Raw genomic sequence first — 12,181 nt, 5'->3', positions numbered from 1 at the left:
GCCGAGGTCGATGCGCTGGGCTGAGGTTTGGGCTTCATATGTGCCGATTCCCGCCGCCGGCCGATTCACCCGTACGGGGTCAGGCGACCGCGGACAGGTCCGTGACCGCCGTCGCCGGGTCGCCATCCGTCGCGTTGCGCAGCTGCGGCACGAGGACGTCCAGGGCGTAGAGCAACGCGTTCGGCCCGCTGTACGCCAGCGCCCCGCCCAGCGGCGTGGAGAAGGACGTGTAGAGGGTGCGGTCCTCCTTGACCACCTTCAGGCGGGCGAACGCTGGTGAGGCCGCCATGTCCTTCTTGGTCGCACCGTTGACGAACAGCACGTCCCGGTCGAGCAGGTCGAGCCGCTCCTCGCTGACCTCCTCCGACTCGGTCTGCGCCGTGAAGCCGAGCGCGTCGAACAGCGCCCGGCGCGGGTCCTTGGCCGGGATCAGCCAGTGCTGGCCCTTCTCGGGACCGAAATCGACCACGAGCGTCCTGCCGGCGAACTGGGGATTGGCGCGCTTCGCCTCGTCGATCTTCGCGTTGACCTTCGCCACCAGCGCCTCCGCCTCGGCGGTCTTGCCGAGCGCCCTGCCGACCGTACGGGTCTGCACGTCCCAGGGCGTCTGCTCGTCGGCGTACGCGGAGGACTGGATGACCGTCGGCGCGATCTGCGAGAGCTTCTCGTACGTCTCCTTCGAGATCGTCTCGTAGATCGCGAGGATGAGGTCCGGCTGCTGCTTGATGATCGCCTCGAAGTTCAGCTCCGCGGAGAACGTGCTCAGCTGCTTGCCGCCGAGCGCGGACTGCACCCACGGGTACGTCGGGTACTCGGTGAACCACTCCCGCGTGCTGACCGGTACGACGCCCAGGGCGAGCACCGGGTCCTGGTCGTTCCAGCCGACGGTCACCACCCGCTCGGGCTGCTTCTCGATGGTCGTCGAGCCGAACTTGTGCTCGATGCTCACGGGGAAGGCGGCGGCGGAGCCGGAGGTCACGGGTGCGGCGGCGGTGTCCTCATCGGACGTGCACGCGGTGGCTGTGGTGGCGGCGAGCAGGCCGGCGGCGGCGACGGTGAGGGCCCGTCGCCAGCCGTGGACGCGGGAAGTCATGAGGTCTCCAGGGGGTCGGTGATCCGTTGGCCGAGCCGTCAGATTAGGTTAGGCTAACTTTGCTTCCCCGCCCGGGGGTACCGCCCCGGCCCGATCCGTAAGGACCGCAGACATGCAGCGCACCCTGCTCGGTGGCAAGATCCACCGCGCTACCGTGACCCAGGCGGACCTGCACTACGTCGGCTCCATCACGATCGACCGGACCCTCATGGACGCCGCCGACCTGGTCGAGGGCGAACAGGTCCACGTGGTCGACATCGACAACGGGGCCCGGCTGGTGACGTACGTGATCGAGGGCCCCGCGGGCTCCGGCGTGATCGGCATCAACGGCGCGGCCGCCCGGCTCGTCTCGGTCGGCGACCTGATCATCATCATGTCGTTCAAGCAGGTCGACGAGGCGGAGCGGGCCGCGTACCGGCCGCGGGTCGCGCACGTCGACGAGCGCAACGAGCTCGTCCGGATCGGCTCCGACCCGTCCGAGCCGGTGCCCGGCGCCACCGGTCAGATCTCCGGCAAGGTCCTGGTGCATTGACCCGATGGGAGCGCTGACCGTCTGCCGCGACTGCTGCTGCGGCAGCAGCGAGAAACACCCGGGGGTCGATCACGACGCGCAGCTCGCCGCCATCCGCGGCGCGGTGGGGGAGCGTCATCGGGTACGCGTCAGCGAATGCCTGCGCGTGTGCGAGCGGTCCAATGTGGTCGTCGTGCACCCGACCCCCGCCGCCCGCCGGGGCGGCGCCCGCGTCGTCCACCTCGGCGACGTCCTGGACGACCGGGTCGTCGGCGCGGTGGCGGACTGGCTCGACGCGGGCGGCCCGGGACTGGCCCGGGTCCCGGCGGAGCTCACGGACCGAATCTTCGATCCGGCGGAATACGCGGACTGACAGCGGTTCGGGTCTATGCTTTGCCCGCAACGATCGAGGACCTGGGACGGGTCAGGACTGGGACGATCCAGGACCTGCGAGGATCGTGGACCTGCGACGATCGAGGACTTAGCAGCCGAACGTGAGGACGCGCACGTGAGCACGCCGTTGTCGTCCGCCCGCCGTAACCAGAGGAGCCTGCCGGTGAGCGCCCCGGAGCAGAACGGCGGGCCGACGGTCCGCCGGCTCCAGCTGGGCGCCCGCCTGCGCAGCCTGCGCCTGGCCGCCGGCATCACCCGCGACAAGGCGGGCTACGAGATCCGCGGCTCCGAGTCGAAGATCAGCCGGATGGAGCTGGGCCGGGTCGCGTTCAAGGAGCGCGACGTCACCGACCTGCTCAAGCTGTACGGCGTCACCGATCAGCGCGAGCACGAGCGGCTGCTCGCACTGGCCCGGGAGGCCAACTCGCCCGGCTGGTGGCACTCGTACGGCGACGTGCTGACGACGTGGTTCCAGAACTACCTCGACCTCGAGCAGGCCGCCGAGCTGATCCGCACGTACGAGATCCAGTTCGTGCCCGGGCTGCTGCAGACCGACGCGTACGCCCGGGCCGTCATCATGCTCGGCCACGGCACCGCGTCGGCCGACGAGATCGACCGCCGCGCCGACCTGCGGATGGCTCGCAAGCAGCTGCTGGCCCGCGAGGACCCGCCGCGGCTGTGGGCGGTGATCGACGAGGCGGTGCTGCGCCGCCCGATCGGCGGCAAGCAGGTGCTGCGCGAGCAGATCGAACACCTCATCGAGGCCTGCCGGCACCGCTACATCCGCCTGCAGGTCATCCCGTTCCGCTCCGGCGGCCACGCGGCGGCCGGCGGCGCCTTCACGATCCTGCGCTTCCCGCACCAGAACCTGCCGGACGTGGTCTACATCGAGCACCTGACCAGCGGGCTCTACCTGGACAAGCGCGAGGACGTGGACCACTACGCCGCGGCGATGGGCCGGCTCTTCATCGAGGCCGAGCCGCCGGACCGCACGCCGGACCTCCTCCGCGAGGCCCTGCGCGCCCTCGACGACGACTGAGCGGTCAGCGGGGGAAGCTCGTCAGGTAGCCGCCCATCGTCGTGAAGTAGTCGTGGGCCGCCAGCTCGGTGCCGTCGTCCGTGCGTACCTCTCTGATGAGCAGGGCCCTGCTGCGTCCACGCCGCGCGTCCGCGCCCGCGACCACCGCCACGCCGTCGCCCTCGCGGTAGAAGATGCGGCCCGGGGTGCCGCCGTACACGGCCTGCGACACGCCCGCGCGGACGATCTCGAGGCGGCGGCCCTTGTGGAAGCAGAACGCCTGCGGGTACGGCGCCGACTGCGCGCGGACGAGGCGGGAGAGTTCTTCGGCCGTCCAGGTCCAGTCGATGCGGATGTCCTCCTCCGACCGCTTGTGGAAGAAGCTGGCCCGCGAGCGGTCCTGCGGGGTGAAGTCGCGGCGGCCGGTGGCGATCTCGGCCAGCCCGTCCACGGTGATCGGGCCGAACAGCGCCAGCGTCTTGTGGAAGAGGTCCGTCGCCGTGTCGCCGGGGCCGACCGGGACCGCGCGCTGCAGCACGATCGGGCCCGCGTCGAGGGTCTCGTCCATCAGGTGCGCGGTCACGCCGACCTCCTTCTCGTCGTTGAGGAGGGCCCAGATCAGGGGCGAGAAGCCCGCGTACGCCGGCAGCAGCGCGTCGTGCACGTTGAGCGTCCCGAAGGCGGGCAGGCCGAAGATGCGTGGCGGGATCCAGGTGCGCCAGTTGGTGGCCACGATGACGTCGGGGGCGGCCTGTTTGAGGGCGTCGTACAGCTCGTCGTCGTCCGGCCGGTCGCGGATCAGCACCGGCACACCCGCCGACTCCGCGAGCTCCTCGACCGAATCCGACCAGACCTTCTCGTACGCTCCCTCGCCCCGCGGATGGGTGACCACCATGACGACGTCGTGGTCCGACTCGAGCAGGGCCTGCAGCGTGCGATGCCCCCACGTCTGGAAACCGAACATGACGACTCGCATGGATTTCTCCCTCACCAGGCTCTGCGGACCGCGCCGTTGCTTAGGTTAGGCTAACCAACACCTCGGGGTCAGGTCGGCCCCGCCGCGGAGGGGACGGTCATGTCTGAACCTGAACTCGATGTCGTGGGAATCGGCTTCGGCCCGTCGAACCTCGCCATGGCCATCGCCGTGTCCGAGCACAACGACGGTGCCGGGCCGGGCGGCGGCGTCACGGCCCGCTTCCTCGAACGGCAGCCCGCGTTCGGCTGGCACCGGGGGATGCTCCTGGACGACGCCACCATGCAGGTGTCGTTCCTGAAGGACCTGGTGACGCTGCGGAACCCCACGAGCGAGTTCAGCTTCCTGCGGTACCTGCACAGCCGCGGCCGGCTCGTCGACTTCATCAACCACAAGAACCTGTTCCCGCTGCGGGTCGAGTTCCACGACTACTTCGCCTGGGCCGCCGAGCAGGTCGCCGACCAGGTCACGTACGGCGCCGAAGTGCTCTCGGTGACCCCGGTCGAGGACGCGGCCGGCGACGTCACCGCGGTCGACGTGCTCTCCCGCCGGGGCGGCCGGCTCGTCACCCACCGGGCCCGCAACCTCGTCGTCGGCACCGGGCTCCGGCCGCGGCTGCCCGAGGGGATCGCCGCTTCGCCGCGGATCTGGCACACCAGCGACCTGCTGCACAACCTCCCCGGCATCCGCGACGCCCGGCCGCGCCGCTTCGTCGTGGTCGGCGCCGGGCAGAGCGCGGCCGAGGCCGTCGCCACGCTGCACGGCGCGTTCCCCGAGGCCGAGGTGTACGCCGTCTTCTCCCGTTACGGCTACTCGCCGGCCGACGACAGCGCGTTCGCCAACCGCATCTTCGACCCGGACGCCGTCGACGAGTTCTACCGCGCGCCGGAAAGCGTCAAGCAGCTGCTGATGGACTACCACGGGAACACCAACTACTCAGTGGTGGACATCGACCTCATCAACGACCTGTACCGGCGGGCGTACCAGGAGAAGGTCCTGGGCCGGGAACGCCTGCGGATGCTGAACGTCTCGCGGCTCACCCAGGTGACCGACGGGCCGGCCGGCGTGACCGCCACGGTCCGGTCGCTGCTCACCGGGGAGGTCACGACGCTGGAGGCCGACGTCCTCGTCTGTGCGACCGGATACCACCAGGCCGACCCGTACGCGGTCCTCGGCGACGTCGCGGAGCTCTGCCTGCGCGACGACCAGGGACGGCCGAAGGTCGGGCGGGACTACCGCGCCGCCACCGACCCGCGCCTGCGGGCCGGCGTCTACCTCCAGGGCGGTACGGAACACAGCCACGGCATCACGTCGGCGCTGCTGTCCAACACGGCCGTCCGGGTCGGCGAGATCCTCGAGTCGGTGCTCGCCCGGCGCGCCGCCCCGGCCTCCCTCGTGCCCGCCTGACCGCGCGCCCGCCCGGAAGTTCCCGGAAAATCTTGGGGGGTCGGTTGGCACTGTTTTCCACTGTCGACTCATCCGTTCGGCCAGTTCGGTGCTTGATCGTTGTCCTGATTCGGTACGCGGAGGAAACTTCGTCCGCGCGTTGATCCCTCCCCCTCGACGCACTAGGACGTGTTCATGACTCAGCCCCGCCACCCCGCCGCCGAATCCACCCGCAAGCGAAGTCCGCTGCCGTGGGTGCTCCTTGCCGTCTTCCTCGTCGCCCTCGGCGTCGTCCTTGTCCCCAAGCTGATCGGGGGCGGGGACGAGAGCCCCGCGCCCGTCGCCGCCTCCGAGGCCGACCCGCTGCTCACCGCCGCCGACAAGTGCGACCCCGCCAAGGAGGGCCTCAAGCTCTCCGACAAGAACCGCAAGCTGACCGTCAACGGCGCCGGTGACAAGTTCCCGGTCGGCCTCAGCGACGCGGCCATGACCTGCGTGTTCGACACGCTCGGGGTCCCCGGCGCGCTCAGCTCCCGGATGACCTCCACGGTCGGCGCCGACGGTCAGCTCGAGGGCGAGTGGCCCGGTTTCACGGTGGTCTGGACGAACGACAACGCCAAGGGCCTCGACCTCGTCGTCACGCGCGACGAGAGCTGAGGCGTCCGGCCCTCGTCGCACCGGCGACGAGGGCCGAAGTCTCTCTAGAGCTCCAGCGAGGCGGTCAGGCGCGGATCGTCCAGGGCGTGCGCGGCGGTGACCGCGTACGCCCCCGGGATCGTCCGCCAGCCGCCGTCCCACACCTGCCAGGTGCGCTCCGGCAGCGGGATGCGTACCGTCACCGTCTCGCCCGGGTGCGCGTCGACCGGTGCGAAGCCCGCGAGCCAGCGGGCCGGGCGCTCCGGGGACACCCCGTCGGCGCCGATGCCCTCCGGCGTGACGCCCGCCGGGCCCGCGTACACCTGCACCACCTCGCGCCCCGCCCGCGCGCCCGTGTTCGTCAGCGACACGACCGCCTCGGTGGGCGACACCTCGAGCGTCTCGTACCGCCAGGTCGTGTAGCCGAGGCCGTGGCCGAAGGCGTACAGCGGCGGCGTGCCCGCGCGGTCCCAGGCCCGGTATCCGATGAAGACGCCCTCGTCGTACTCCACGACGCCGTCGCGGGGTGTCACGTGCAGGATCGGGCAGTCCTGCTCGCGGCGCGGCCACGTGGTGGGCAGGCGCCCGCCCGGCTCCGCGACGCCCAGCAGCACGTCGGCCAGCGCCGCCCCCGCCTCCTGGCCGGGGAACCAGGTCAGCAGCACGGCCGCCACGTCGTCGGCCCACGGCAGCAGCACCGGCGAGCCCGCGTTGACCACCACGATCGTGCGGGGGTTCGCGGCGGCGACCCGGACCACCAGCTCGTCCTGGTTGCCCGGCAGTTCCAGCGACGTCCGGTCGAAGCCCTCCGACTCCACCTGCTCGGTCGTGCCCACCACGACGATCGCCACGTCGGCCTCGCGGGCCAGCTCCACCGCCTCGGCGAGCAGGCTGTCGGCCGAGACGCCGGGGGCCTGGTGGCCCAGCGTCGCGGAGACCGTGTGCGCCATCCCCGGCTTGATCGTCTGCCGCAGCGTCACCTCCACGGGTACGCCCGCAGCCAGCGTCACGCCGGCCCGCTGCTCCTTCGGCGACAGCAGCAGGTCGGCGCGCCCGGTGCCCGGCGGGTGCAGCGTGCCGGAGTAGAGCGTCTCCTCACCCACGATCAGCTCGAAGGTGCCGAAGCCGGAGACCGCGAAGGTGTGCTCGCCGTCCTGCTGAGGCGTGAACGTGGTGCGCAGCTCCAGCCCGGTGACCGTTTCCGGGGCGATCCCGCCCGGCAGGTCACCGATCCAGCGCACGGCCGCGACCGGCACCGTGAACGCGTGGTCCGCGCCGAGCAGCGTCACCGACGTCTCCTGCGGCAGCGCCGGCAGGAACGGCCGCGGGTCCGCGCCCACCGCGTGGGCCACGTCGACGCCGGACAGCGCGCGGGTGAGCCCCTCGAGCGGCGAGATCACGTGCGGCGGGGTCACCTGGGCGCTGCCGCCGCCGAGCACCCGCGCGTCGGTCGCCAGCGCGCCGATCACCGCGATCCGGGTCAGGGCCGCCGGCTCCAGCGGGAGCGCGAAGTGCTCGTTGCGCGCCAGCACGAACGACCGGGCCGCGACCTCGTGCGCCACGGCGCTCCCGTCCAGGTCCGCGGGGAAGGACGTCACCGCCGGGGGTACGCCGTCCAGCACGCCGACGCGAGCCGCCAGCCGCAGCACCCGGCGTACCTTGTCATCGATCAGGTCTTCCGGCACCTCGCCGGCGCGCACCGCCGCGACCAGCTTCTCCCCCCAGGGGTTCTCCATCGCCGGCATGGCGATGTCGAGACCGCCGAGGGCCGCGCCGACGGTGTCGCGGGCGGCACGCCAGTCCGAGACCACGATGCCGTCGAAACCCCACTCGTCCTTCAGCACGCCGGACTGCAGCGGGCCGTTCGAGGCCATCGGCAGGCCGTTCACCCCGTTGTACGCGCTCATCAGGCCCCAGCCGCCGGCGGCGACGACGCGCTCGAACGGCGCCAGGTAGACCTCGCGCAGCGCCCGCTCGCCGATGCGGACGTCGACGGTCATCCGCTCGGTCTCGAAGTCGTTGCCCACCAGGTGCTTGACCGTCGTGCCGACGCCGTGCGCCTGCACCCCCTCGACGAAACCGACCGCGATCTCGCCGCTGAGCAGCGGATCCTCGGAGTAGCACTCGAAGTGCCGGCCGCCCAGCGGGGTGCGCTGCAGGTTGACGGTCGGCCCGAGCAGCACGTGCACGTCCTTGCGGCGCGACTCCTGGCCCAGCAGGTTGCCGGCCCTGCGGGCGAGCGCGGGATCCCAGGTCGCCGCCAGCGCGGTGGGGCTGGGCAGCGCGATGGACGGGTCCTCGGGCGCCCAGCCGGTGCCGCGGACGCCGATCGGGCCGTCCGACATCACCAGCGACCGCAGGCCGATGCGGGGGATCGCGGGCAACGACCAGAAGTCCTGGCCGCCGAGCAGCGACACCTTTTCCTCCAGCGTCAGCTGCTTGATCAGATCGTCCATGGAAGCGCTCCCATCACATCGGCTGAGATGATCTTACGTACGCAGGTAAGAAGCGCCGTTCAGGTCGATGATCGAACCCGACGCCCACTCCGCTTCCGGCGACGCCAGCCAGTGCACCGCGCTCGCGATCTCCTCCGGACGCGCGACCCGGCCGAACGGGCTCTGCGCCCGGATCTCCGCACCGCGCTCCGCCTTCAGATGCTCGTTGGTCATGTCCGTCTCGACGAACCCCGGCGCCACGTTCGCCACCGCGATCCCGTACGGCGCCAGCGCCACCGCGAGCGACTGCGCCATCGAGTTCAGCGCGGCCTTGCTCGCGCCGTACGCGGGCTGCTCAGGCTCACCACGGAACGCCCCACGCGACGACACGTTCACGATCCGGCCGCCACGCCCGCGCATGTGCTGCGCCGCCGCCCACGCCGCGTTCGCCGCCCCGAACAGGTTCACGTCGAACGTCCGGCGCCACATCGCCTGCCACTCGTCGTACGCCGTACCGAACACCGGGTGCGGCGGATCCGCCCTGCCGAAGGCTCCGGCGTTGTTCACCAGCACGTCCAGGCCGCCCAGCCCGGCCGCCGCCTCGTCGACCATGGCCCGTACGGCATCGGGGTCGGCCAGATCGGCCCGGACCACGACGTGGCCGTCACCGGGCAGCTCGGCCGCCAACTGCTCCGCCAGCGCGGCGGAATCGCGGTGATGCACCGCCACCCGGTCGCCGCCCGCCGCGAACCGCTGGGCGATCGCCCGTCCGATACCGCGCGAAGAACCGGTCACCAGGATCGCCCGACGTGTCATACGGCCACTCTAGGATCACGATCGTGGACTCCCCGAGCACAGCGCACCGCCGCCTCGAACGCGCCGTCCGTAAGGTCCAGGCCGAGGCCCGCGTGCCCGCCCTGTCCGTGGCCCTGCACCGGGCCGACCGCGAGCTGTGGACATGCACCGTCGGCGACTCCGGCAACCCGGCACACCCGCTGGACGCCGACAGTCGCTTCCGCATCGGCTCGGTCACCAAGACGTTCACCGCCGTGCTCGTCCTCCAGGCCCGCGACGACGGCCTGCTCGACCTCGACGACCCGGTCTCCGCCCACCTCGAGGTCCCCGCCCACGGCACCGCCACGATCCGCGGCCTGCTCTCGCACACCGCCGGCTACCAGCGCGAACCCCACGGCGACGTGTGGGACGTGCTCATCGCCCCCGACGACCGGCAACTGCTGGACGACCTCGCCCGCGCGGAACGCGTCCTGCCCGCCAACCGCCGCTACCACTACTCCAACCTCGGCGTCGCCGTCCTCGGCCAGCTGGTCGCCCGCCTCCGCGGCGGCACCTGGGCGTCCGTGCTGGCCGACCGCATCCTCGAGCCGCTCGGCCTCACCGCCACCACCGTCGAACCCACCGCGGACGCGGCCGTCGGCTACCTCGTCGACGCCTACTCCGACGCCGCCCGCCCCGAGCCCCAGCTCGACATGGGCGGCGCCGCCCCGGCCGCGCAGATCTGGAGCACCGCCGCCGACATGGCCCGCTGGGCGGCGTTCCTGGCCGCCCCCGAGCTCGTCGACCCGGGTGCGAAGGTGCTGGCCCCGGCCACCCTCGACGAGATGCGCTGGCCCCGGACGACCACCGACGAGACGCTCTGGTCCGCCGGCTTCGGCCTCGGCCTCATCCTCATGCCCCAGGGCGGCCGCGTCGTGCACGTCGGCCACGACGGCGCCATGCCCGGCTTCCTCGCCGGCGTGTACGGCCGCCGCGGCGGCGACGGCAACCCGGGCGCCCTCGGCGCGGCGGTCCTCGCCTCCTCCGGCACGTCCACCGAGATCAACGAGCTCGTCCACGAGCTTCTCGCCATCGCCACCGAAGCCGACCCGGCCGAGATCCGCCCCTGGTCACCGGGCCCGCCCGCGCCCCCGCACTACCGGTCCATCCTGGGCCCCTGGTGGAGCGAAGGCTTCCAGCACACCTTCAGCTGGCACGCCGGCACCCTCCAGTCCCGCGCCGCCGAGGCCCCGGCCGACCGGCCGCCGTCGGTGTTCCGGCCCCTCCCGGACCAGCCGGACGTGCTCCGCACGGTCTCCGGCCGCGAAGCGGGGGAGCTGCTCCGCCTGACGCGGGACGAAGAGGGACGCGTCGTGCGGATGCATTGGGCGACGTACCGGTTCACCCGGCACCAGGAGACGTTCGACGGGGTGCCGGTCTCGCAGGGCTGAGCGGCCGGCTGCCGCTCGTGCCCGGCTCATCGCCCGGCCGCCGACCTTTCCGCCGCTGGTCGCCGGCGCTTGCACTGCCGGTCGTCGGCCTTTCCGCCGCTGGTTGCCGGCGCTTGCACTGCCGGTCGTCGGCCTTTCCGCCGCTGGTCGCCGGCGCTTGCACTGCCGGTCGTCGGCCTTTCCACCGCCGGTCGTCGGTCTTTCTGCTGCCGGTCGCCGGCGCTTGCACTGCCGGTCGTCGGCGCCGGGAATGGTCGGTCCGAGCGCTCCGGGACGCCGCGAAACGGGCCGGAATCGCCTCGGCGGCGGGGGCCTCGAGCGGATACGATGGCACGATCCTTAGGCGCACCGCCGACGCACGGCGGGGATGAGAAAGAGAGCAGGTGGCGTAGGCCGTACGGCCGCCCCTATGACCGGCACCGACCACAGCAGCGCTGCCGCTCGGGTGCAGACCAGGATCGAGGTCTCCGACCCCAAGATCATGGTGAACCTGCTCGGCACCAAGGACGAGATCCTGCGGCTCGTCGAGCGCACCCTCACCAGCGACGTGCACGTCCGCGGCAACGAGATCACCATCACCGGCGCACCGGCCGACAACGCCACCGCGGAGCGGCTGTTCTCCGAGCTCATCGAGCTCATCGAGAAGGGCGAGACGCTCACCGTCGACGCGGTGCGGCGTACCGTCGCCATGCTGGAGCAGAACACCGCCGAGCGGCCCGCCGAGGTGCTCACCCTCAACATCCTGTCCCGGCGGGGGCGCACGATCCGGCCCAAGACGCTCGGGCAGAAGCGCTACGTCGACGCGATCGACGAGAACACGATCGTCTTCGGCATCGGCCCCGCCGGCACGGGCAAGACGTACCTCGCGATGGCCAAGGCCGTGCAGGCGCTCCAGGCGAAGCAGATCAACCGGATCATCCTCACCCGCCCGGCCGTCGAGGCGGGCGAGCGGCTCGGCTTCCTGCCGGGCACGCTCAACGAGAAGATCGACCCGTACCTGCGGCCGCTCTACGACGCCCTGCACGACATGCTCGACCCCGAGAGCATCCCGCGGCTCATGCAGGCGGGCACGATCGAGGTCGCGCCGCTGGCCTACATGCGTGGCCGGACCCTTAATGATGCGTTCATCATCCTCGACGAGGCGCAGAACACGACGCCCGAGCAGATGAAGATGTTCCTGACCCGGCTCGGGTTCGGCGCCAAGATCGTGGTGACCGGCGACGTCACCCAGGTCGACCTGCCCGGCGGCACGTCGAGCGGCCTGCGCGTGGTCCGGGAGATCCTGCAGGGCGTCGAGGACGTGCACTTCGCCGAGCTGTCCAGCTCCGACGTGGTACGCCACCGGCTCGTGGCGGAGATCGTCGACGCGTACGCCCGCTACGACGCCGAACAGGAACAGGACCAGGGGCAGCAGTCCGTACGCGCCGTGCAGGGCCGCGCCGCCGGCAACGCCCGCCGCGGCCGCTGACCGCCGGTCACGACGAACGACGGCCCGGCCGGGCCGGACGGCC

At 71.9% G+C, this 12,181-nt stretch carries 11 protein-coding genes; 7 read left to right on the top strand and 4 right to left on the bottom strand.

Annotated features, from left to right (window positions below; genetic code table 11):
* Positions 1–79: 79 nt before the first annotated feature.
* Positions 80–1,093, bottom strand: a complete 1,014-nt coding sequence (locus tag IT780_RS24490; RefSeq protein WP_199513989.1) for an ABC transporter substrate-binding protein — start codon at positions 1,091–1,093, stop codon at positions 80–82.
* 112 nt (positions 1,094–1,205) lie between these two features.
* On the opposite strand from IT780_RS24490, the gene panD reads away from it, so the two are divergent.
* The 3 genes from panD to IT780_RS24475 all read left to right on the top strand — a co-directional run bounded on the left by panD (position 1,206) and on the right by IT780_RS24475 (position 3,036).
* Positions 1,206–1,625, top strand: coding sequence for an aspartate 1-decarboxylase (gene panD, locus IT780_RS24485; protein ID WP_199513988.1), 420 nt, complete (start codon positions 1,206–1,208; stop codon positions 1,623–1,625).
* A gap of 13 nt (positions 1,626–1,638) precedes the next feature.
* The gene (locus IT780_RS24480; protein ID WP_199514057.1) at positions 1,639–1,977 is read left to right on the top strand and encodes a hypothetical protein; all 339 of its coding nucleotides are present in this window, start codon (positions 1,639–1,641) and stop codon (positions 1,975–1,977) included.
* Positions 1,978–2,160: 183 nt separating this feature from the next.
* Entirely contained in the window at positions 2,161–3,036 is an 876-nt protein-coding gene (locus IT780_RS24475; protein ID WP_199514056.1) for a Sco1979 family transcriptional regulator, read from the top strand.
* Positions 3,037–3,040: 4 nt separating this feature from the next.
* Here the strand turns inward: IT780_RS24475 and IT780_RS24470 are convergent, their stop codons facing one another.
* The gene (locus IT780_RS24470) at positions 3,041–3,991 is read right to left on the bottom strand and encodes a methionyl-tRNA formyltransferase (RefSeq protein ID WP_199513987.1); all 951 of its coding nucleotides are present in this window, start codon (positions 3,989–3,991) and stop codon (positions 3,041–3,043) included.
* 99 nt (positions 3,992–4,090) lie between these two features.
* On the opposite strand from IT780_RS24470, the gene IT780_RS24465 reads away from it, so the two are divergent.
* Both IT780_RS24465 and IT780_RS24460 read left to right on the top strand, forming a co-directional pair.
* On the top strand, positions 4,091–5,395 hold the full coding sequence (locus IT780_RS24465; protein ID WP_199513986.1) for a lysine N(6)-hydroxylase/L-ornithine N(5)-oxygenase family protein: 1,305 nt from the start codon (positions 4,091–4,093) through the stop codon (positions 5,393–5,395).
* A 174-nt stretch (positions 5,396–5,569) separates the two neighbouring features.
* A complete protein-coding gene (locus IT780_RS24460) occupies positions 5,570–6,031 on the top strand; it encodes a hypothetical protein (protein ID WP_199513985.1) in 462 nt (153 codons plus the stop codon).
* A 44-nt stretch (positions 6,032–6,075) separates the two neighbouring features.
* Here IT780_RS24460 and IT780_RS24455 read toward each other — a convergent pair whose 3' ends face one another.
* Together IT780_RS24455 and IT780_RS24450 are read right to left on the bottom strand one after the other, a co-directional pair.
* Positions 6,076–8,466 (bottom strand): beta-glucosidase family protein, encoded by a 2,391-nt coding sequence (locus IT780_RS24455; protein WP_199513984.1) that lies wholly within the window; start codon positions 8,464–8,466, stop codon positions 6,076–6,078.
* A gap of 33 nt (positions 8,467–8,499) precedes the next feature.
* Positions 8,500–9,261, bottom strand: a complete 762-nt coding sequence (locus IT780_RS24450) for an SDR family NAD(P)-dependent oxidoreductase (protein WP_199513983.1) — start codon at positions 9,259–9,261, stop codon at positions 8,500–8,502.
* A gap of 23 nt (positions 9,262–9,284) precedes the next feature.
* Between IT780_RS24450 and IT780_RS24445 the strand changes: the two genes are divergently transcribed.
* Together IT780_RS24445 and IT780_RS24440 are read left to right on the top strand one after the other, a co-directional pair.
* Positions 9,285–10,670, top strand: coding sequence for a serine hydrolase domain-containing protein (locus IT780_RS24445; RefSeq protein ID WP_199513982.1), 1,386 nt, complete (start codon positions 9,285–9,287; stop codon positions 10,668–10,670).
* Positions 10,671–11,079: 409 nt separating this feature from the next.
* Positions 11,080–12,138 (top strand): PhoH family protein, encoded by a 1,059-nt coding sequence (locus IT780_RS24440; RefSeq protein WP_199513981.1) that lies wholly within the window; start codon positions 11,080–11,082, stop codon positions 12,136–12,138.
* The last annotated feature ends 43 nt before the right edge of the window (positions 12,139–12,181 follow it).

The sequence above is a fragment of the Nucisporomicrobium flavum genome (assembly GCF_016464385.1).
Taxonomy (GTDB): domain Bacteria; phylum Actinomycetota; class Actinomycetes; order Mycobacteriales; family Micromonosporaceae; genus Actinoplanes; species Actinoplanes flavus_A.
Note: the sequence above shows the minus strand (reverse complement) of the source record. Positions and strands in the feature narration are given on the sequence as shown.